This window comes from Bradyrhizobium sp. ORS 278 (assembly GCF_000026145.1).
Lineage (GTDB): Bacteria > Pseudomonadota > Alphaproteobacteria > Rhizobiales > Xanthobacteraceae > Bradyrhizobium.
Genome location: NC_009445.1, coordinates 4,961,413 through 4,981,826, shown reverse-complemented (window position 1 = coordinate 4,981,826; position 20,414 = coordinate 4,961,413). Strand labels below are relative to the sequence as shown.

The following is a 20,414-nucleotide window of genomic DNA, read 5'->3' as shown; positions in this document are numbered from 1 at the left end:
TGGCCGCGTCGTCGCGTCTCTTGCTTTCTGGAGAGCAATGATCGACGCTAGCGGGATAAACAAGAAGTCATATCGGTGAGGAAGTGATGAGTAGGGCGCTCGCCGTCTTTCACGCTCGCTTCGGCCGCGCGACGGTCTATCAGCTCAATCGGCCGTTCAACGTGCATGCCCATCGCGAAGGCCACCTGATTTTTCACGTCGGCGGTTCGCCGGCCCATATCGATGTCTGCGATCGGCGCCATGTCATCGAAGAACAGTCCATCGTGGCGGTGAATCCCTGGGAACCGCACAATTTCGTGCCGACTGATACGGACAATGGCGCGATCTTCTTTGTGCTTTACGTCAACGGGGAATGGTTTGCGCCGCCGGCTGCCCGTGAGGGTCTGAAGTTCGGCCGAACCTGCTTTCGCCGCACGGCCGCGCTCGACCGCTGCATTCGCCGCACCGCGGCGCTGGTGTGTGGCGCGCCATCGCTCGGCTGCCTCGATGGCGAACTGCGTCAGCTGATCGACAGCTGCTATGAGGAGAGCTGGCGGGTGACCGAGCTGATGCCGGAGCGGCCAAGCGCCGAGGTCACGGATTTCCGGGTTCGCAAGTGCATCAAGCTGATGTCGGACAGCCCCTGTGCCGAGATCGAGCTCGACCACATCGCGCGCGAATCGGGGCTGTCCCGACCGCACTTCTATCGCTTGTTCCGCAGCCAGACCGGCGTGACGCCGAACCTCTATCTCAACACGCTGCTGATGGAACGGGCGCTGGATGCGCTGGTTGCGACGGAGGCGCCGATCGCCGACATCGGCTTCGACCTCGGCTTCTCGTCGCAAAGCGGCTTTACCCGCTTCTTTGCCGGCAATGTCGGCATGGCCCCGACCGATTATCGTCGCGCTGCAAAAGTGCTGCGCGCCTGACGTGCTGCTGCGCACCGCGCGAAAAGAGACTGTCGATCAAACAGGCGGTCGCGTCTGCCGCTAGTCTTGCCCGAACGCGATCCGGCAAAAGGGATCCGACAAGGGAGGACGAGCGATGGCCGGCAACACCGGCGATCTTCGGCGAAGCATGTCCAGGCGAGGTGGCGATGTCGTCGCTCGGGTCGCTATCGTCGACATAGTCTTCCATGCTCGGAGTTTTGCGCTCGCCTGTCTCCACGTCGTCATGGCCGGGCTTGCCCCGGCCCTCCACGTCGCTCCGCGCGCTGACGGCGACGTGGATGCCCGGGACAAGCCCGGGCATGACGCAGTGACTAAGTGGCGAAATTGGCCGTCGCGGCAGCGTCGTATTTCAGGATACCCTTGTGCTGCGCTCGCGAGGGGTCGCCGATGAGCCGCTTCATCGAACGTCACCCGATCTGGTCTCTCGTCATTCTCATCGCCATCGCGTGCCTCGCATGGCTGATCATCGCCGTCTGGCCGCCGGGTCTGGAGGACGCGATCGGCCGCAAAAAGGTCTTTCTCAGCGCCGTCTTCAACGGCATCACGCTCGGCGGACTCTACTTCCTGGTCGCGAGCGGCTTCACCTTGATCTTCGGGCTGATGCGCAATGTCAATCTCGCGCATGGCTCGCTCTATCTGTTCGGCGGCTATGTCGGCTACGGCATATCGGCCGCGACGGGCTCCTGGATCCTCGCCTTCATCGCGGCCTTCGTTGTCGTCGCCGTGATCGGCGTGCTGCTTCAGCTGCTCGTGTTCCGCCGCATGGAGGGGCAGGATCTGCGGCAGACGATGGTCACGATCGGTCTGTCGATCGTGTTCGCCGACCTGATGCTGTGGGCGTTCGGCGGCGATTTCTATCAGATCCAGACGCCGGCCTGGCTGATCGGGCCGGTCCAGCTGCCGCTGATGACCGCAATGAAATCATCGGGCGAGGCGGTGTTCCTGCAATATCCGCTGGTGCGGCTCGTGATCTTCTGCGGCTCGGTCGTGATCGGCATCCTGATGTGGCTCGCATTGAACCGGACCCGGGTCGGCATGATCGTGCGCGCCGGCGTCGACGATCGCGAAATCCTGGCCGCGACCGGCGTGCAGATCCAGCTCGTCTTCGTCCTGGTGTTCGCCTTCGGCGCCGGATTGGCCGGGATCGCCGGCGTGGTCGGCGGCACGTTCCAGTCGATCTCGCCCGGCGAGGATACGCGATTCCTTCTGGCCTCCCTTGTCGTCGTCATCGTCGGCGGCATGGGATCCATTCCCGGCGCCGCGCTCGGCGCGCTCATCATCGGTCTCGCCGAGCAGCTCGGGTCGGTCTACATCCCGACCTACGCGATCGTCGTGACGTTCCTGATCATGGTCCTGGTCCTGGCGCTGCGGCCGCAGGGCCTGCTGGCGAGGCGGTGAGATGTCGCTGATCCAGGAGGCGCGGGCGAGGGAGGGCTTGCTGTCAGGCGGCGCGGCGGAGCGGCCCGCCACATGGTCCGTGACCGAGCAGCCCTGGGCATGGGCGCTGGCGGCGCTGTTGCTGATCCTTCCCGTCATCGCCAACGGATTTTTCCTGATCGAGATCTTCGGCACGACGCTGATCCTGGGGACCATCGCGCTGAGCCTGATGTTCCTTGCGGGTTACGGCGGCATGGTCAGCCTGATGCAACTGACCATCGCCGGCTTTGCCGGCTACATGGTCGCGGTGTTCGGGGTCAGCGGCAACGCCAATATCAGCCTGGGCTGGCCGTGGTGGCTGGCGACGCCGGTGGCGCTGGTGCTCGCGGTGCTGTTCGGTACGCTCGGCGGCGCACTGGCGGTGCGCACCGAAGGCATCTACACCATCATGATCACGCTCGCGATCGGCGCGGCGTTCTACTATTTCACCAATCAGAACTGGGCGATCTTCAACGGCCACACCGGCATCAACACGATCGCAACGCCGCACTTTCTCGGCATCGATTGGCGCGCCGATGTCGCATTCTACTACCTGATCCTGGCCGTGGCGGCGCTGTGCTATTTCGTCGTGGTGTATCTGTCGCGTGCGCCGTTTGGACTGGCCCTTCAGGGCGTTCGCGATAACCCCAGGCGCATGGCCGCGCTCGGCTTCAACGTCAATGCGCATCGCATCGCGGCCTATGCCTTTGCCGCCTTGATCGCCGGGCTTGGCGGCGTGCTGCAGGTCTGGAACTACCGGCAGATCTCGCCGGGCTCGGTGGCGGTCGAACGCTGCATCGACATTCTCATCGTGGCGGTCGTTGGGGGCATCACGCGACCGGTCGGGCCTTATATCGGCGCCTTCATCTTCGTGATCCTTCGCACCTTCGCGCTGGACTTCCTGGTCAAGGTCGGACTCGACGGCAACAGGTTTCGCCTGCTGATCGGCCTCGGCTTCCTCGCCATCGTGTTCTGGTCCTCCGACGGCGTCATCGGCCTGTATGAGCGATGGCGCCGGCGCGGCGAGCGGAAGGAGACGCGGCCGCGTTCCGGAGGTCACGGCCATGGATAGGGTGGCGGACCGGCTTTCGGCCCTCGGCTCGACCGCCGCGCTCGAGCTCCGCGGCGTCACCCGGATGTTCGGCGCGCTGGCGGCGTTGACCGACATCACCATCACGGTGCGACCGGGCGAGCGCCGCGCCGTTCTTGGCTCGAACGGCGCCGGCAAGACGACCTTGTTCAATTGCGTGACCGGGGACTTCCTGCCGACCTCAGGCACCATCCGCTTCTTCGGCGAGGATGTGACCGCATTCCCGCCCTATGAGCGCATTCGGCGCGGACTGCGCCGGACCTATCAGATCTCGGCGCTGTTCCTCGGCCTCACCGTGCGCGACAACGTCTATCTCGCCTGCCGTGGCGTCTCGCGCGCGCGCTTCTCGATGCTGCGCCCGCGCGCCAACGACGCCCTGATGCAGGCGGCCGAACGCCTGATCGAGGCGGTGCATCTGACGTCGGTGCGCGACCAGCTGGTGTCCGAGCTCGCCCATGGCCAGCAGCGCCAGCTCGAGATCGCGCTCGCGCTCGCCGGTGCGCCGCGCTTCATCCTGTTCGACGAGCCGGCAGCCGGCCTGTCGCCGACCGAGCGGCGCGAGCTGGTCGAGATCCTCACCGCGCTGCCGCCGCATATCGGCTACATCATCATCGAGCACGACATGGACGTGGCGCTGCGCGTCGTCGAGAGCGTGACGATGATGCATAACGGCCGCATCTTCAAGGAGGGGGCGCCGCAGGAGATCGAATCCGATCCGGAGGTGCAGGAGCTCTATCTCGGAGGCGGCCATGAATGAGGTCCGCCGCTCAGCGCCCGCACTCGAGGTTCGCGGCCTCGACGTCTATTACGGCCATTCGCATGCCTTGCAAGGTGTCGATCTTCGCCTGGACAGCGGCGTGTTCTCGCTGGTGGGCCGCAATGGCATGGGCAAGACGACGCTGTGCAAGGCCATCATGGGCCTGCTGCGGCCGTCCGGCGGATCGGTGCGTCTGCGCGGCGAGGACATCACCGGACTGAATCCGGCGCGCATCGCACGGCTTGGCGTCGGCTATGTGCCGCAGGGGCGTCGGCTGTGGCGCTCGCTCAGCGTCGACGAGCATCTGCGTCTGGCGGCTGGAATGCGCCGCGGCGCCTGGACGGTCGATCGCGTCTACGAGACGTTTCCGCGGCTCGCCGAGCGTCGCAACAATGGCGGCGGCCAGCTGTCCGGCGGCGAGCAGCAGATGCTCGCGATCTCGCGCGCGCTGCTGACCAATCCGCAGCTCCTGATCATGGACGAGCCGACCGAGGGGCTTGCGCCGGTCATCGTCAGCCAGGTCGAGGACATGCTGATCCGGCTCGGCCAGGATGGCGACATTGCCGTGCTGGTGATCGAGCAGAACATCGGCGTCGCCACCGCGATCTCGCCACGCGTGGCCATCATGGTCAACGGCCGGATCAACCGTATCATCGACTCAGCGCGGCTTGCCGCCGACCGGGAATTGCAGCAGAGGCTGCTGGGTGTCGGCCAGCATGCCGGCGATGAGACGGATCTCGGCACGGAGCAGGTTAGGGAGGAGCCGGTCGTACGCCCCGCGGTCCCGGAGGCGCCGAAGGCTGCACCGGTCAAGGTCTATGTCTCCAATCCGGTGCTGCCGACGCGCTGGTCGCAGCCCGTGCCGATCGCGCAGATCGAATCCAAGGCGCGCACGCTCTCCACCAGCGTCACGCGGCTGGATGAAACCGCGCGAGCAGGCCGCGAGCGGCCCGGGTCGATCACATCCGGTCCGCCGGCGGTGATCGTGGCCGGCACGCTCGACACCAAGGGCGACGAGCTGCGCTTCATGCGTGACATCATCGCAAGCCACGGCCTGCGCACGCGGCTGGTCGATGTCTCCACCAGCGGCAAGCATGCGAGCTGCGATGTCTCGGCCCAGGAGATCGCGCTGAATCATCCGCGGGGCGGCTCCGCCGTGTTCGGCTCCGATCGCGGCGCCTCCGTCACCGCGATGGCCGAAGCCTTTGCGCGCTGGCTGCGCCGGCAAGACAATGTCGCCGGGATCATTTCGGCCGGCGGCTCCGGCGGTACGTCGCTGGTCGCGCCAGGGATGCGTGAGCTGCCTGTCGGCGTGCCCAAGCTGATCGTCTCCACGGTCGCGTCGGGGGATGTCGGCGCCTATGTCGGCGCGGCCGATATCGCGATGATGTACTCGGTCACCGACGTGCAGGGTCTCAACTCGATCTCGCGGGCCGTGCTGAGCAACGGAGCCAACGCGCTGGCCGGCATGGTCACGGCGCGGCAGCAAGGGTCGGCCGCCGTCGATCGCACCAAACCGCAGCGGCCGGCGATCGGCATCACGATGTTCGGCGTCACCACGCCTGCGGTGCAGAAGATCACGACGGACCTGCGCGACGATTTCGAATGCCTCGTGTTTCACGCCACCGGCGTCGGCGGCCGTTCGATGGAGAAGCTGGTCGACTCCGGCATGCTCGCCGGTGTCATCGATCTCACCACCACCGAGGTCTGCGACCTCTTGATGGGCGGCGTGTTCCCGGCCACCGAGGATCGGTTCGGCGCGATCATCCGCTCGCGCGTGCCCTATGTCGGCTCGGTCGGTGCCTTGGACATGGTGAATTTCGGCGCGCCCGAGACCATTCCGGAGCGCTATCGCGGCCGCAAGTTCCATGCCCACAATCCGCAGGTCACCCTGATGCGGACGACGGCCGCGGAGAATGCGCAGATGGGGCGCTGGATCGGCGAGCGGCTCAATCGGATGGACGGTCCGGTCCGCTTCTTCCTGCCCGAGAAGGGCGTCTCGGCGCTCGACGTGCAAGGGCAGCCGTTCTTAGACCGCGAGGCGGATGAGGCGCTGTTCCACGCGCTCGAACAGACCGTGCGGCAGACCTCGAACCGGCGGCTGATCCGCGTGCCGCATCACATCAACGACAATGAATTCGCAGCGACCCTCGTCGGCGCCATCCGGCCGATGCTCGGGCGGCTGCCGGTGCGGCGCAGACGGGCGAGGTGATGGGCATGCCGAGATATGAGCGCGCTCCACTGCTGAAGAAGTTTCGCGACATGGTCCGGCGAGGCGTGCCGATCATCGGCGGCGGCGCCGGCACCGGCCTGTCGGCGAAATGCGAGGAGGCCGGCGGCATCGACCTGATCGTGATCTACAATTCCGGCCGCTACCGCATGGCCGGGCGCGGCTCGCTCGCCGGGCTGATGGCCTATGGCGACGCCAACGCGATCGTCGTGGAAATGGCGAGCGAGGTGCTCCCGGTGGTGAAGAGCACGCCGGTGCTCGCCGGCGTGAACGGTACCGATCCGTTCCGCGACATGGATGTGTTCCTCGACCAGCTGAAGGCTCTCGGCTTCTCCGGCGTGCAGAACTTTCCGACCGTCGGACTGATCGACGGCACCTTCCGCGCCAATCTCGAAGAGACGGGCATCTCCTACGCTCTGGAGATCGACATGATCGGCCGCGCCCACGACAAGGATCTGCTGACGACGCCCTATGTCTTCAACGAGGCGCAGGCGACGGGGATGGCGATCGCCGGCGCCGATATCATCGTCTGCCATCTCGGCCTGACCACCGGCGGCTCGATCGGCGCGCAGACAGCGCCGAAGCTCGAAGACTGTCCGGGATTGATCGACAGCTGGGCTTCCGCCGCGCTCAGCGTCAATCCGGAAATCCTCGTGCTAGCGCATGGCGGCCCGATCGCGGAGCCGGCCGATGCGGAGTTCATCATGAAGCACACCAAGAATTGCCACGGCTTCTATGGCGCCTCGTCGATGGAACGGTTGCCGGTGGAGCGGGCGCTGACCGAGCAGGTGCGGCACTTCAAGGCGATCAGCTCGCGACCACGCCGCGTCTGAGACGACAACATGAGATCCGGCAGCAAAGGCGCCAAGCGCCGCGCGCCAGGCAAGAGACTGAGGGAGGAATGAGATGTCCGGGGCATTGATCGGTGAGCTGATCCTGTGGCTGATCGTTGCGATCGTCGTCATCGTGGTCGCCGTCTACATCGTCAACTGGCTGTACCACCGCTCCTCGAAGGAGGTCTCCTTCGTCCGCACCGGCTTCATGGGCGAGCGCGTGGTGATCAATGGCGGCGCCTTCGTGATGCCCTTCATTCACGACTACACGCCCGTCAACATGAACGTGCTGCCGATGGGCATCACGCGCGCGAAGCAGGATGCGGTGATCACGCGCGACCGGATGCGGGTCGACGTCGAGGCCGACTTCTACGTGCGGGTGCAGCCGACCCGCGAGGCGGTCTCGATTGCGGCTGCGACTCTCGGCCGTCGCACCCTCGAACCGGAAAAGCTGCACGCGCTGCTCTCCGGCAAGTTCATCTCCGCCCTACGCTCCGTAGCGGCCGAGATGACGATGGAGCAGATGCATGAGCAGCGCGGCGATTACGTCTCCCGCGTGAAGGCCGCCGCCTCCGAGGCGCTGGCGCAGAACGGCCTGGAACTGGAATCGGTCGCGATCACCGACCTGGACCAGACCGACCTGGAGTTCTTCAACCCGTCGAACCGGTTCGACGCCGAAGGCCTGACCCGGCTGATGGAGGACATCGAGAGCAAGCGCAAGCTGCGCAACGACATCGAGCAGGACTCGATGATCAAGATCCGCACTCGCAATCTCGAAGCCGAGCGCGAGGCGCTGGAAATCGAGCGCGAGAGCGAGACGGCGCGGCTGGAGCAGGAGCGCGACATCGAGATGCGTCGCGCCTTGCAGCGCACGGAGGTGGCGCGCGAGCGGGCGCTGCGCGAGACCGAGGCCGAGCAGGCGCAGATTTCCGCGCGGGAGGCCATTGAGAAGGCCCGTATCGCCAATGAGCTGACCATTGCGGAGGCGCGGATCGCGGCCGAGCGCGACACGCGGCAGCGCGAGATCGAGCGCACGCGTGCGGTCGAGGAGCGCGAACTGCTGGCCCGCGAGGACATCGAGAAGGCGCGCATCGCCAACCAGCGCGCCATCGATGCGGCCCGCATCGAATCCGAGCGCGAGGTGCGCCAGCGCGACATCGAGCGCACCCGCACGATCGAGGAAGCGGAGATCGCGGCGCGCGAAGCGGTGGAGAAGGCGCGGATCCAGCAGGACCGCGTCGTCTCCGATGCGCGGATCGCCAATGACGAGGAGACTCGGCGCCGCGAAATCGAGCGCACCCGCGCCATCGAGCAGGCCGAGATCGCGGCGCGCGAGGCGACCGAGAAGGCGCGCATCGCACAGACCATGATCGTCAATCTGGAGCGCATCAGCTCCGACGAACGCACCCGCGCCACCGAGATCGCGCAGGTCCGTGCCATCCAGGAGGCCGAGATCGAGGCGCAGAAGGCGGTCGAAGCCGCGCGGATCGCCCGCGAGCAGGTATTGTCGGCCGAACGCATCGCGGCCGAGCATGCGACGCGCAAGCTGGAGATCGAGCGCAATCAAGGCATCGAGATTGCCGGCATCGCCGCGCGGGAAGCGACGGACGCGAGCCGCATCGCGCAGGAGGAGCGGGTGCGAACCTTAGAGATCGCGCGCGTCAGGAGCATCGAGGAGGCCGACATCGCCTCGCGCGAAGCGATCGAGGCGGCGCGCATCGCGCAGGAGCAGGCGGTCGCCGCCAAGCGGATTCTCTCCGAGCAGGAAACGCGCAGCCTGGAGATCGCGCGGACCGAGGCCGTCGAGGCCGCCGATCTCAAGCGGCGCGAAGCGGTCGAGCGGCGGCGCATCGAGGTCGAGCTGGCGCTGGAGGCCGAGCGCATTGCCTCGTCGCGGACGCGCGAGGTGCTCAACATCGATCAGAAGAAGGCGATCGAGCTCGCCGATGAGACGCGCGTCATCGAGCTTGCGGCGAAGCGCGCCGAGCGCATCGATGCTGATCGGCAAGTCAAGGAGGCCGAGATCGTCGCGCGCAAGCAGGTCGAGACCGCCGACGTGTCGCGCGAGCAGGCTCTGGAAGCGGTTCGCCTGGAACGTCGTCGGGCCATCGAGCAGCTCGAAGTCGCCCGCGTGCAGTCACTGCAGGAGGCCGAAATCGCTGCCCGCGAGGAGGTCGAGCGCGCCCGTATCGCCTCGGATCGCGGCCTCGACGAGGCCCGCATCGGCAGGGAGCGCGAGCTGCGCAAGCTCGAGGTCAACCGCGAGAAGGACGTCGAGACGGCGCTGATGGAGAAGGCGATCGCGCTGTACCAGAAGTCGCTGGAGGAATCCGCGGCCAAGGTGACGGCGGAGGAGGCGCGCACACGCGCGACCGAGGCCGCGGAGAAGGTGATCACGGCACGGGAGAGCGAGATCGCCCGCCGGCGCAAGACGGTGGAAGTGCTGCTCGCCGAGAAGCACGCGGAGGAGACCCGGATTGCGGCCGAGGCCGAGCGCGTGCGCGCGGCCGTGGAGGCCGAAGCGCAGCGGCTGCTCAACGAGGCCGAGAACGTGCTGACCGACCAGGCGCGCTACTCGCTGTTCCGCCGCAAGCTGCTCGACCGCATCGAGGGCATCGTGCGCGAGAGCGTCAAGCCGATGGAGAAGATCGAAGGCATCCGCATTCTCCAGGTCGACGGCCTCAACGGCAACGGCGGCGGCGGAAATGGCGGCCGCAGCGCGACCGACGAGGTGATCGACTCCGCGCTGCGCTATCGCGTCCAGGCGCCGCTGATCGATTCCATCCTGTCCGACATCGGCGTCGAAGGCGGCAGCCTCGCCAAGATGCCGGGCCTGATCCGCGAAGCCAGGGACATGCAGGGCATTCGCAAGGACACCGCGGCGCGCAAGGACGCTGGCGGTGGAGCCGGCGATGGCGCGCCGCCCGAGCCGCCGGCGGATCGCGGTCCGCGCAAGAAAGGTTGATGCGCCATGGCGAGGGTCTACGTCTCCACCGTCGTCAACGCCCGCAACGACCGGGTGTGGGCGCGCGTGCGCGACTTCAACGGCCTGCCGAACTGGCATCCGGCGATCGCGGAGAGCCGCATCGAAGGCGGCGAGCCGGCCGACAAGATCGGCTGCGTCAGGGACTTCCGCTTACGCAACGGCGACCGCATCCGCGAGAAGCTGCTCGGCCTGTCGGACTACGACATGTTCTGTACCTATTCGATCCTGGAGTCGCCGATGGGCGTGTCGAACTACGTGGCTACCTTGCGGCTCACGCCGGTGACCGACGGCGACAAGACCTTCCTGGAATGGACCGCCGAATTCGACTGCGCGCCGGAGCGTGAGAGCGATCTCGTGGCCTCGATCGGCGGCGGCGTGTTCCAGGGCGGCTTCGATGCGCTCAAGCGCGCGTTCGGAGGCTGACGCGGTGCCGCACATCGTCAAGAGCACCATCATCGACGCCCCGACCGATCGGGTGTGGGAAGTGCTGCGCGACTTCAACGGCCATGATCGCTGGCACCCGGCGGTGGCGACCTCGGCGATCGAGCGATCCCAGTCGTCCGACAAGATCGGCTGCGTCAGGCGCTTCCGGCTCAGGGACGGCTCGGAGCTGCGCGAGCAATTGCTGGCGCTGTCCGATCTCGAACAAAGCTTCAGCTATTGCCTGCTCGATACGCCGGTCGCGTTGTTCAACTATGTCGCCCATGTCCGGCTGCTGCCCGTCACCGACGGTGACCGCACGTTCTGGCACTGGGAGAGCCGCTTCACGACGCGGCCGGAGCAGGCCGAGGCGCTGACCCGCATGGTCGCGGAAGACATCTACCAGGCCGGTTTCGAGGCGATCCGATCGCATCTGAAGCAGGCCGCATGACAGACGAGGTGAATCGATGTCGGTGACGGTGAAGACGTTCCAGGCGCTGAGCGAGGCGGCCTCCGCGCTGTCGTCGGACCGCGCCGCGCGCTATCTCGGTGGCGGCACGCTTGTCATGCGCGATCTCAACGAAGGCGACGTCTCGATCGCGACGGTGGTCCGCGCGACGGATCGCGCTCTGCAGAGCATCGATGCGGCTGGTGCACGGATTCGCATCGGCGCCGGCGTCACCTTTGCCCGGGTGCTGGCCGAGCGCGAGCTCGCGTTCCTGCATCCGGCGGCGCGTTCGATCGGCGGCCCCGCGGTGCGCAACATGGGCACCGTCGGCGGCAATTTGTTCGCGCCGGCGCCGTTCGGCGATTTCACCGTGGCGTTGCTGGCGCTCGACGGCATGGTCTCGCTGCAGGGTGGCTTCGGCCTGCGCGACATGCCGCTCGAAGAGTTCCTGCAATCGCGCGACCGCCAGGCCGGTGCGCTGGTCGTGGCGGTGTCCTGTCTTCGGCCGGCGTCGGGCGATGCGTTCCGCTACCGCAAGATCGCGCGCATCAAGCCGAAGGGCGGATCGGTCATCACGCTCGCCGCGCACGTTCCGCAGAGCGGAGGCCGGGTCAGCGGCGCGCGCATCGCGCTGGGTTCGATGGCCCCGACAGCCATCCGTGCCAAGGCAGCCGAGCGCGCGCTCGAAGGCCGTCCGCTCGACGGGAGCGCGATCAGCGCCGCGGCGAGCGCGGCAGGCGAGGGGACGGCGCCCACGGACAACTCGCTGGCGAGCGCGTGGTATCGCCGCGAGGTCGTCGGCGTGCATCTGCGGCGCTTGCTGTCTGGACAGGAGAGCTGAAGCGTGGCCAAGACTCCCTTGCAATTCCGCCACAACGGCCGCGACGTCGCGCTGTTCGTCGATGGCGGCACCAATCTCCTGGTCGTACTGCGCGAGATGCTCGGCGATGTTACGCCGAAATTCGGTTGCGGGCAGGGCGGCTGCGGCGCCTGCACCGTGCTGATCGATGGCGAGGCGCATCTCTCTTGCCTGACACTCGCCGAGGCCGTCGAGGGCCGCGCCGTCGAAACGCTCGACGGCATCAAGACCGGGCCGAACCTGCATCCGCTGCAACGCGCCTTCGCCGAAGGCTTTGCCGCGCAATGCGGCTATTGCACGCCGGGCATGCTGATGGCGGCGAAGGCATTGCTCGATCGCAACCCGCAGCCGAGCCGCGAGCAGGTGGTGGAGGCGATCTCCGGCAACATCTGCCGCTGCACCGGCTACGAGCCGATCATCAACGCGGTGCTGGCCGCGGCGGCGTCGCGCGCGAGCGCTTGAGGGAAATCGTCATGCTGGAACTGCGCAAGGACATCTTCGCCGACGAGCGCGACGACAATCTCAACGAGGTCGGCAAGGGCACGCAGCGGCAGGACATGCTGGGCCACGTCACGGGCACCTCGACCTATTTCAACGACCACAAGCTGCAGGGCATGCTGCATCTGCGGGTCGTCAGATCCACACAGCCGCATGCAAGGCTGCGCCGCATCGATACCAGCGAGGCCGAGCGAAGCGAAGGCGTCCGACGGATCATCCGCGGCGCTGATGTGCCGCGCAATCTGAACACGCTGCTCAGCCTGATCAATTTCGGCAAGGACGACGAGCCGACGCTGGCGGTCGACAAGGTGCGCTATCGCGGCGAGCCGATCGTGGCCGTCGTTGCCGAGACGCCGCGCCTCGCCGCCGAGGCGGCGGCCAAGGTGCGCGTGGACTATGAGACCTTGCCGGCGGTATTCGACGTCGAGGAGGCGCTGAAGCCGGGCGCGCCGACGGTCAATGAGACCTATCCGAAGAACACGTTCACCTATCACGAGCGCTACGACCATCAGAAGCTGCGCTTCGGCGACGTCGAGCGCGGTTTTGCCCAGGCCGACCATGTGCTGGAGCAGCGCTACCAGATGTCGCCGATCGAGCATGCGCCGGTCGAGACCAACGGCTCGATCGCCGCGCCCGATACGAACGGCCGCTACGTGGTCTACACCTCGACGCAGGCGCTGTTCTTCTCGCTCGATACCTGCGCCAAGATCCTCGATCTGCCGTCCAACACGTTCCACTTCATCGGCGGCACCGTCGGCGGCGGCTTCGGTGGCAAGGTCGACACCTTGACCGAGCCGCTCGCGATCCTCGCGGCGATGCTGACCGGGCGGCCGGTGCGTTACGTGTTCGGGCGCGAGGAGGAGATGCAGTTCGGGCCGCCGCGCGGCGCCGAGCGCATCTACATCAAGGACGGCGTGATGCGCGACGGCCGCATCGTCGCGCGGCAGATCCGCGGCTATTTCGACTCCGGCGCGTACACGCGGCTGTCGAGCTATGCCGTCGTCAAATGCGCGGCGCATCTCCCCGGGCCCTATACGATCCCGAACGTCCATGGCGATATCTACTGCGTCTTCACCAACCGGACGCCGGCCACCGCGATGCGCGGCTTCGGTATCACCGGCATGGACTTCGCGCTCGAATGCCAGATGGACAAGCTCGCGCATCTCATCGGCATGGACCCCATGGAGTTCCGAATCCTGAACGCGTATCGCGACGGCGACATGAAGGCGCATCGCCGCGAGGCCAAGAACACGGCGTTGATCGAATGCGTGCAGGTCGCGGCCGAGAAGGCGAAATGGCCGATCCGCGAGGAGTTTCGCCGGATGTCGTCACGCAGGGATGGTGGCGGCGCGCGGGCGGCGGTGCCGTCCACGCCGCGGGAGCCTGCGCAACCGCGCTCTGTACCGGCGCAGCAGCGCACCAGCTACGATCGCGGGCTTCCGATCTCGCCACAGCCCGAACCGCCGCCACCACCGCCGCCTTCGGCGCCATCGTCGGGGCACGGCGCCACCCGGTTCTCATCCGTGTTCGGCACGAGGAGGCGCTGAGATGACGAGGCACCGCGGCCGCGGCATGGCGGCGATCAACTATCCCATCGGCATGAATCTCGGCGGCGATCCGAGCCAGGCACTGGTGCATTCGAACCCGAGCGGCAAGTTCACGGTTGCGCTGTCGTCTATCGATCTGGGCCAAGGCATGAAGTCGGTGACGCGGCAGATCTGCGCCGAGACGCTCGGCGTGCCCGTCGAGGACGTCTATGTCGACACCGCGGATTCCGACACCGGGCCGCATTGCATGGGCTCGTTCGCCTCGCGCGGCACGCATCGCGTCGGCAACGCCGTGATGGCCGCAGCCAAGGAGGCGCGCGGCGTCATGATGGAGGCGGCCGCCGAGGAGCTCGAAGTCAATGCCAGCGACCTCGAAACCGACGGTCGCGGCAACATCCATGTCAAGGGCGCGCCGCACCGCTCGATCTCGGTCAAGGACGTCGCCATCGCCGCGCAGTTCCGCCAGGGCAAGACGATATCGGGGCGCGGCATCTTCCTGGTGCCGCTGTCGGACGTCGATCCCGAGACCGGCGAGATGTCGCCCGCGACCTGCTACGCGCATGCCTGTCTGGTCGCCGAGGTCGAGGTCGACGACGAAACCGGCGAAGTCGGCGTGATCAGGATGGACTCGGCCTATGAGCTCGGCCGCGCGCTCAATCCGCGACTCGTCGAGCAGCAGCTGGTCGGCGGCGCCTGGATGGGCATGAGCCACGCGCTGTATGAGACGACCGAGCCGTATTATCCCGATCCCAAGCAGGGCCCGCGCGACTTCGTCGAATATCTGATGCCGGGTCCCGGCGACATCTGCCCGCACGACATTGCCGTGCTGGAGCGGCCGGCGCCTGACGGTCCCTTCGGGGGCAAGGGCCCCGGCGAGATGTGCGCCAATCCGGTGCTGCCGGCGATCGCCAACGCGATCTTCAACGCCGTCGGCGTGCGCATCGACGAGCTGCCGATCACGCCGGAAAAGGTGCTGCGCGCGATCAAGGCCCAGGGCGGCGCTCGGCCGCAGATCCGGCGGTAACGGCGCATGGTGGTCCGCAGCAGCATCGTCGGCATCGACTCGCCGCAGGCGCTGGAAAAGGCGCTGCGTGCGGCCTATTACCTCGCCGATGACGGGCTCTCGACCGCCGCCTTTCTCGCGCTGGCGCTCGGCAAGCCGCTGCTGCTCGAAGGCGCGCCCGGCGTCGGCAAGACCGAGGCGGCGAAGGCGATCGCCGCGGTGCTCGGCCGCAGGCTGATCCGGCTGCAATGCTATGAGGGCATCGATGCCGCCGCGGCGCTCTACGAGTGGAACTATCCGCGCCAGATGCTGGCGATCCGCCAGGCCGGCGAGGAAAGCATCGACATCTATGGCGAGAGTTTTCTGATCGAGCGTCCGATGCTGGCGTGCCTGCGCGCGCCGGACTCGACGGTGCTGCTGATCGACGAAATCGATCGCGCCGACCAGGAGTTCGAGGCGTTCCTGCTCGAATTCCTGTCCGACTTCCAGATCTCTATCCCTGAGCGCGGCACGGTGCGCGCGGCCGAACGGCCGATCGTGATCCTGACCTCGAACCGGACGCGGGACCTGCATGAAGCGTTGCGCCGACGCTGCGTCTATCATTGGATCGACTATCCCGACGCGGAGCGCGAGGCGCGGATCGTGATGATGCGCGCCTCCAGCGTCGCCGAGGCGACCGCGCGTGCCGTGGTGTCTGCCGTCGCCAAGCTCAGGCGCGAGCCGTTGAGCAAGGCGCCGGGGATCGCCGAGGCGGTCGATTGGGCCGAGGCCGCGACGCTTTTGAACAGGACCGGCGCGCGCTGGCCGGATGCCTTCAGGCGCTCGATTGGCGTCGCGCTGAAGGACGAGGAGGACCTGTCCTTCGTGGCGCCGCGGCTGGATGCATTGCTGGCGGAGGCGATGACATGAGCGAGCTCCGCCTGCCGCAGCCTGCAGAGATCTTCGTCACCTTCGCGGCCTTGCTGCGGCGGAACGGCTTTGCCGTCGCGCCCGAGCAGACGACGGCCTTTCTTGCCGCCATCGAGCTGCTTGGCCCGACAAGCCTCGATGACATCCGCCGCGCCGGCGCAGCAATGCTGGCGCCGCCGCCCGAGCGGCTTGCGACCTACAATCTGCTATTCGACATCCACTTCGGTGTGAGCGAGCCGTCGGCCCTCGGCGAGTCCGACCAGCAGGATGACGTCGTGCGGCTGCAGGAGGAAGGCGAGGGCGCCGTCGATCCCGATCTTGCCCAGGAGCAGAACGAGTCCGGGATGGCGGCGACCCGTGCCGAGGCTCTGGTCGCGCGCCGCCTCGGTGTCGCGACCGGCCGCAATGCTTTGCAGCAGCTCGCCCGTCAGGCGCGCGCGAAACTGCCGAAGCGGCGCGGCCACCGGCGCATGCGCGCCCGGCGCGGCAGTTTCGTCGACCTGCGCCGCACCTTGCGCGAGAGCGTGCGCCGCGACGGCGAGGTGCTGACGTTGCGCCGCCTGAAGCGGCGGCCGCGCCTGCGCCGCCTGCTGGTGCTGATCGACGTGTCCGGCTCGATGAAGGCGCGCACCGAGGACAATATGCGGCTGGCGCATGTGCTGGTGCAGGCGATCCCGCAAGTCGAGGTGTTCACGCTGGGCACGCGGCTGACGCGCGTCACGCGGCAGCTGCGGCTGAAGCGGCGCGAGCAGGCGCTGCGCGCCGCCTCGCATCTCGTCAGCGACTGGGACGGCGGCACGCGGATCGGCGAGGCGCTGCAGGCCTTTCTCTCGGTGCCGCGCTTCTCGACCTATGCGCGCGGCGCCGCCGTGCTGGTGATCTCCGACGGGCTGGAGCGCGGCGACCACCAGGCGCTTGGCGAGGCCGTCTGGAAGCTGTCGCTGCGCGCCTGGCGCCTGAGCTGGCTGACGCCGCTGGCGACAGGCCCAGGCTTCAAGCCGCAGACGGAGGCGCTGCAGGCGATCGCGCCGTTCGTTGACGACATCGTTCCCGGCGGCTCCGACGAGGCCATCGTCGCGCATGTTCTGTCACTCGGGCAGAGGAGGGCGGCATGACCGGATATGTCGATGCGCATCATCACATCTGGCGCCAGGCCGATCTGCCCTGGCTGGTCGGACCGATGCAGCCGCGGATCTTCGGACCCTACGAGCCGATCCGGCGCGACTACACGATCGAGGAGTATCTCGGCGACATCGTCGGCAACGGCGTGACGCAATCGGTCTACGTCCAGACCAACTGGGCGAAGGATGGCTTCGAGGAGGAGGCCGCCTGGGTGCAGCGAACCGCCGACGAGCACGGCTTTCCCCATGCCATCGTCGCCTATGCCGATCTCGCTGTCGATGACGCCCGGCCGCAGTTCGATCGGCTCGCCCGCTATCCGCTCATGCGAGGCGTCCGGATGCAGCTGCACTGGCACGACAATCCGCTGTATCGCTTCGCGAGCTCGCCTGACCTTTGCAACGACTCCACGATCCGCGCCAACATTGCGCGGCTGGCCGACTATGGCTGGTCGTTCGACCTGCAGGTGTTTGCCGGGCAGATGGAAGGCGCTGCGGCGCTGGCCGAGAGTTGTCCAACGGTCACCTTCATCCTGCAGCACGCCGGAATGCTGGAGGATCCCTCGCCCGCGGGGCGGCAACAATGGCGTGCCGGCATGCAGCGGCTTGCCGCCTGCCGCAACGTCGTCACCAAGCTCTCCGGCCTCGGCACTTTCATCCGCCGCAATGATCCGGCGCATGTCGCCGATGTCGTGCGCGAGACGATCGCCATGTTCGGCGCGGACCGCTGCCTGTTCGGCTCGAACTTCCCGATCGAGAAGCTCTGGACGGACTACTGCGCGCTGGTGGCGGCGTACGAGGCCGCACTTCATGGCCTCGACAAGCACGCGCAAGTGCAGGTGATGGGAGAAACCGCGCGGCGGGTCTATCGGCTGGGATGACGCCGCACGCAACGACAACAAAAGCAACAGGAAACGGTCATGGCGCTGGAAATCAAGGTTCTCGACTATGGTGATATCGAGCTGGAATCCAGCTTCCTCGTGCTCGGCCGCGACTGCGGCCGCACCCGCCGGGTGCTGACGCTCGGCTTCCTGATCCTGGGCGGGCCTTACCCTGTCGTGGTCGACACCGGCTACCGCTCCAACCAGATCATGGAGACGCTGGGCATGCGCGGGCTGCAGTATCATGAGAACATGATCGAGAACCAGCTGGCGCGCCACGGCGTGCGCATGGGCGACGTCCGCTACGTCTGCCATACGCACCTGCACATCGATCACGCCGGCAAGGACGATCTGTTCCCGATGAACACGACGGTGGTGCTGAACCGCCGCGAGTTGGAATATTCCGTCTCCGGCCTGATGCATCCGCAATATCCGGCGCCCGACATCAAGCACCTGATCGACCGGCTGCACACCAAGAGCGCGTTGCGCTTTCTCGACCTCGAGCTGACAGGGCCCGTCGAGCTGATGCCGGGCGTCTACTGCGACGCTGCAAACGCCCACACCGAGGGCTCGATGAACATCCACGTCCACACCGCCGACGGCATCGCCACCATCTGCGGCGACGTCATCTACGACTTCAACGACCAGATCGTCACGCCGTTCAACGAGATCCAGCACGCCGAGCCGCGCACGACAGGCAATCACGGCACCTCCAAGCGCGCAGAGAAGGCGGCAATCAAGAAGCTGCTGTCGAGCTCGCGCTATCTGCTGCCGGTGCATGATCGTCCCGCCAAGATCGAGGGCGGAGTGGTGACGGGGCGGCTGCATGACCAGGTGCCGGGCCCGGTCGTGCAGTCGCTGCCGCAGCGGCATTGGTTTCCGGCGTGAGGACGCGTCATGACCCACGTCACCTTGCGCCCCGAGTTTGAGAGCCTGATCGATCCCTACGCGCCGGTGGCGCAGGTCGCGACCGGCTTCGAGTTCACGGAGGGGCCGATCTGGCATCCCGCCGAGCAGTTCCTGCTGTTCTCCGACATGCCGGCCGATGTCAGGCGACGCTGGGACGCCAGGCGCGGCGTCGTCGAGATGCGGCGGCCTTCGAACAAGTGCAACGGCATGACCTACGATGCCGAGCTCAATCTCATCGTCTGCGAGCACGCGACGTCATCGCTGGTGCGCGAGCGCCCCGACGGGCGCCGCGAGGTCCTCGCTTCGCACTATGAGAACCAGGAGCTCAACAGCCCCAACGATGTCTGCGTTCATTCCAGCGGCGCGATGTATTTTTCCGATCCCTGGTATGGCCGCATGCCGGTCTATGGCGTCGAGCGGCCGCGCCAGCTCGGCTTCCAGGGCGTCTTTCGTGTGCCGCCTGGCGGCGGTGCGCCGCAGCTGCTCGTCGATCGCCATCTGTTCGATCAGCCCAACGGGCTGTGTTTCTCGCCTGACGAGAAGCTGCTCTATGTCAACGACACGGTGCAGGCGCTGATCCGTGTGTTCGATGTCGGCAGCGACGGCGCGCTGTCGCACGGTCGCGTCTTCGCCAGCGGCATCCGCTCTGAACTCGAGCCGGGCGTGCCCGACGGCATGAAATGCGATCAGCGCGGCAATGTCTGGGTCACCGCGCCTGGCGGGGCCTGGGTCTACGCGCCGACAGGCGAGCTGCTCGGCAAGGTGCGCGTGCCGGAGCTGGTGGCTAATCTGGCCTGGGGCGGTGATGATTTCCGGACGCTGTATCTCACGGCGACGCATTCGGTCTACGCGATCAAGACCAAGGTCGGTCCACGCCACGAGCCGTATATGAGCGCGCGGCGTACGGCCGAGACGATATCGTCGGCATCGGTCGCGTCGGCGACTGCCGCGCCTCCGCTGCTCGCCTCCGGCGACATGCAGCTCGATCCGCGTCGCTGCGCCATGATCATCCAGGACCTGCAGAACGACGTCATCATGGAGGGCGGCGCCTTTGCCGACTCCGGCGCGCCAGGACATGCCAAGCAGCAGCGCGTCGTCGACAACGTCCGCCGGCTCGCCGAGGTGGCGCGCGCGCGCGGCGTCGTCATCATCCATGTGTGGTTCGTGGTCGAGCCGGGCGCGCCCGGCGTGACCCTGAACGCGCCGCTGTTCGAAGGGCTGGTCGACAGCAGGGCCATGGTGAGAGGCAGCTGGGGCGCGGCGCCCGTCGCCGGCCTCGAACCGCGCAGTGGCGACTTCGTGGTCGAGAAGATGCGGATGAGCGCGTGGGAGGGGACACGGCTCGAGACCATCCTGAAGGCGACCGGGCGCGACATCATCATCAACACCGGTGCCTGGACCAACATGTCGGTCGAGCACACCGCGCGCACTGGCGCCGACAAGGGCTACTTCATGGTGGTGCCGGAGGACTGCTGCTCGACCATGAATGCGGACTGGCACAATGCGTCGGTCAACTTCGCCTTGCAGAACGTGTCGGTCGTCACCCGGGCCGATGACGTCATCAAGGCGCTGGGGTAGGGG

Annotated in this window: 18 protein-coding genes; all 18 read left to right on the top strand. The window is 67.0% G+C overall.

Annotation, left to right across the window (positions count from 1 at the left end; genetic code table 11):
• Positions 1-86 precede the first annotated feature (86 nt).
• The 18 genes from BRADO_RS22275 to BRADO_RS22190 all read left to right on the top strand — a co-directional run bounded on the left by BRADO_RS22275 (position 87) and on the right by BRADO_RS22190 (position 20,411).
• Complete coding sequence (locus tag BRADO_RS22275) at positions 87-908, top strand: AraC family transcriptional regulator (RefSeq protein ID WP_011927611.1); 822 nt, start codon at positions 87-89, stop codon at positions 906-908.
• Positions 909-1,316: 408 nt separating this feature from the next.
• The gene (locus BRADO_RS22270) at positions 1,317-2,327 is read left to right on the top strand and encodes a branched-chain amino acid ABC transporter permease (RefSeq protein ID WP_011927610.1); all 1,011 of its coding nucleotides are present in this window, start codon (positions 1,317-1,319) and stop codon (positions 2,325-2,327) included.
• A 1-nt stretch (position 2,328) separates the two neighbouring features.
• Entirely contained in the window at positions 2,329-3,417 is a 1,089-nt protein-coding gene (locus BRADO_RS22265) for a branched-chain amino acid ABC transporter permease (protein WP_041756798.1), read from the top strand.
• A complete protein-coding gene (locus BRADO_RS22260) occupies positions 3,410-4,192 on the top strand; it encodes an ABC transporter ATP-binding protein (RefSeq protein WP_011927608.1) in 783 nt (260 codons plus the stop codon). The genes BRADO_RS22265 and BRADO_RS22260 overlap by 8 nt, the downstream gene beginning before the upstream one ends.
• On the top strand, positions 4,185-6,404 hold the full coding sequence (locus BRADO_RS22255) for an ABC transporter permease (RefSeq protein WP_011927607.1): 2,220 nt from the start codon (positions 4,185-4,187) through the stop codon (positions 6,402-6,404). Before BRADO_RS22260 ends, BRADO_RS22255 begins: the two co-directional genes overlap by 8 nt.
• 5 nt (positions 6,405-6,409) lie before the next feature.
• Complete coding sequence (locus tag BRADO_RS22250) at positions 6,410-7,255, top strand: phosphoenolpyruvate hydrolase family protein (RefSeq protein WP_011927606.1); 846 nt, start codon at positions 6,410-6,412, stop codon at positions 7,253-7,255.
• 73 nt (positions 7,256-7,328) lie between these two features.
• Positions 7,329-10,220: a flotillin family protein gene (locus BRADO_RS22245; protein ID WP_011927605.1), complete on the top strand. Its 2,892-nt coding sequence runs from the start codon at positions 7,329-7,331 to the stop codon at positions 10,218-10,220.
• A gap of 6 nt (positions 10,221-10,226) precedes the next feature.
• A complete protein-coding gene (locus tag BRADO_RS22240; RefSeq protein ID WP_011927604.1) occupies positions 10,227-10,664 on the top strand; it encodes an SRPBCC family protein in 438 nt (145 codons plus the stop codon).
• 4 nt (positions 10,665-10,668) lie between these two features.
• Positions 10,669-11,112, top strand: a complete 444-nt coding sequence (locus tag BRADO_RS22235) for an SRPBCC family protein (RefSeq protein WP_011927603.1) — start codon at positions 10,669-10,671, stop codon at positions 11,110-11,112.
• 16 nt (positions 11,113-11,128) lie between these two features.
• Positions 11,129-11,950 carry a xanthine dehydrogenase family protein subunit M gene (locus BRADO_RS22230; protein WP_011927602.1) on the top strand — a complete coding sequence of 274 codons (822 nt, stop codon included), beginning with the start codon at positions 11,129-11,131 and terminating at the stop codon, positions 11,948-11,950.
• A 3-nt stretch (positions 11,951-11,953) separates the two neighbouring features.
• Positions 11,954-12,430, top strand: coding sequence for a (2Fe-2S)-binding protein (locus tag BRADO_RS22225; protein WP_011927601.1), 477 nt, complete (start codon positions 11,954-11,956; stop codon positions 12,428-12,430).
• Positions 12,431-12,441: 11 nt separating this feature from the next.
• Positions 12,442-14,013: a xanthine dehydrogenase family protein molybdopterin-binding subunit gene (locus BRADO_RS22220; protein WP_011927600.1), complete on the top strand. Its 1,572-nt coding sequence runs from the start codon at positions 12,442-12,444 to the stop codon at positions 14,011-14,013.
• 1 nt (position 14,014) lies between these two features.
• Entirely contained in the window at positions 14,015-15,037 is a 1,023-nt protein-coding gene (locus BRADO_RS22215; RefSeq protein WP_011927599.1) for a xanthine dehydrogenase family protein molybdopterin-binding subunit, read from the top strand.
• Between the two features lie 6 nt (positions 15,038-15,043).
• Positions 15,044-15,925, top strand: a complete 882-nt coding sequence (locus BRADO_RS22210; protein WP_011927598.1) for a MoxR family ATPase — start codon at positions 15,044-15,046, stop codon at positions 15,923-15,925.
• Complete coding sequence (locus BRADO_RS22205) at positions 15,922-17,040, top strand: VWA domain-containing protein (protein WP_011927597.1); 1,119 nt, start codon at positions 15,922-15,924, stop codon at positions 17,038-17,040. Before BRADO_RS22210 ends, BRADO_RS22205 begins: the two co-directional genes overlap by 4 nt.
• Complete coding sequence (locus BRADO_RS22200; protein WP_011927596.1) at positions 17,037-17,924, top strand: amidohydrolase; 888 nt, start codon at positions 17,037-17,039, stop codon at positions 17,922-17,924. Before BRADO_RS22205 ends, BRADO_RS22200 begins: the two co-directional genes overlap by 4 nt.
• Positions 17,925-17,963: 39 nt before the next feature.
• Positions 17,964-18,812 carry an MBL fold metallo-hydrolase gene (locus BRADO_RS22195; protein ID WP_011927595.1) on the top strand — a complete coding sequence of 283 codons (849 nt, stop codon included), beginning with the start codon at positions 17,964-17,966 and terminating at the stop codon, positions 18,810-18,812.
• A gap of 9 nt (positions 18,813-18,821) precedes the next feature.
• Complete coding sequence (locus BRADO_RS22190) at positions 18,822-20,411, top strand: isochorismatase family protein (RefSeq protein ID WP_011927594.1); 1,590 nt, start codon at positions 18,822-18,824, stop codon at positions 20,409-20,411.
• Positions 20,412-20,414: the final 3 nt, after the last annotated feature.

What these genes read in the sequence shown, in the direction of transcription:
- BRADO_RS22210 (WP_011927598.1), top strand. Translation starts at nt 15,044, where the DNA reads ATGGTGGTCCGCAGCAGCATCGTCGGCATCGACTCGCCGCAGGCGCTG.
- BRADO_RS22265 (WP_041756798.1), top strand. Translation starts at nt 2,329, where the DNA reads ATGTCGCTGATCCAGGAGGCGCGGGCGAGGGAGGGCTTGCTGTCAGGC.
- BRADO_RS22255 (WP_011927607.1), top strand. Translation starts at nt 4,185, where the DNA reads ATGAATGAGGTCCGCCGCTCAGCGCCCGCACTCGAGGTTCGCGGCCTC.
- BRADO_RS22230 (WP_011927602.1), top strand. Translation starts at nt 11,129, where the DNA reads ATGTCGGTGACGGTGAAGACGTTCCAGGCGCTGAGCGAGGCGGCCTCC.
- BRADO_RS22195 (WP_011927595.1), top strand. Translation starts at nt 17,964, where the DNA reads ATGGCGCTGGAAATCAAGGTTCTCGACTATGGTGATATCGAGCTGGAA.
- BRADO_RS22200 (WP_011927596.1), top strand. Translation starts at nt 17,037, where the DNA reads ATGACCGGATATGTCGATGCGCATCATCACATCTGGCGCCAGGCCGAT.
- BRADO_RS22250 (WP_011927606.1), top strand. Translation starts at nt 6,410, where the DNA reads ATGCCGAGATATGAGCGCGCTCCACTGCTGAAGAAGTTTCGCGACATG.
- BRADO_RS22270 (WP_011927610.1), top strand. Translation starts at nt 1,317, where the DNA reads ATGAGCCGCTTCATCGAACGTCACCCGATCTGGTCTCTCGTCATTCTC.
- BRADO_RS22215 (WP_011927599.1), top strand. Translation starts at nt 14,015, where the DNA reads ATGACGAGGCACCGCGGCCGCGGCATGGCGGCGATCAACTATCCCATC.
- BRADO_RS22245 (WP_011927605.1), top strand. Translation starts at nt 7,329, where the DNA reads ATGTCCGGGGCATTGATCGGTGAGCTGATCCTGTGGCTGATCGTTGCG.
- BRADO_RS22220 (WP_011927600.1), top strand. Translation starts at nt 12,442, where the DNA reads ATGCTGGAACTGCGCAAGGACATCTTCGCCGACGAGCGCGACGACAAT.
- BRADO_RS22275 (WP_011927611.1), top strand. Translation starts at nt 87, where the DNA reads ATGAGTAGGGCGCTCGCCGTCTTTCACGCTCGCTTCGGCCGCGCGACG.
- BRADO_RS22205 (WP_011927597.1), top strand. Translation starts at nt 15,922, where the DNA reads ATGAGCGAGCTCCGCCTGCCGCAGCCTGCAGAGATCTTCGTCACCTTC.
- BRADO_RS22240 (WP_011927604.1), top strand. Translation starts at nt 10,227, where the DNA reads ATGGCGAGGGTCTACGTCTCCACCGTCGTCAACGCCCGCAACGACCGG.
- BRADO_RS22190 (WP_011927594.1), top strand. Translation starts at nt 18,822, where the DNA reads ATGACCCACGTCACCTTGCGCCCCGAGTTTGAGAGCCTGATCGATCCC.
- BRADO_RS22260 (WP_011927608.1), top strand. Translation starts at nt 3,410, where the DNA reads ATGGATAGGGTGGCGGACCGGCTTTCGGCCCTCGGCTCGACCGCCGCG.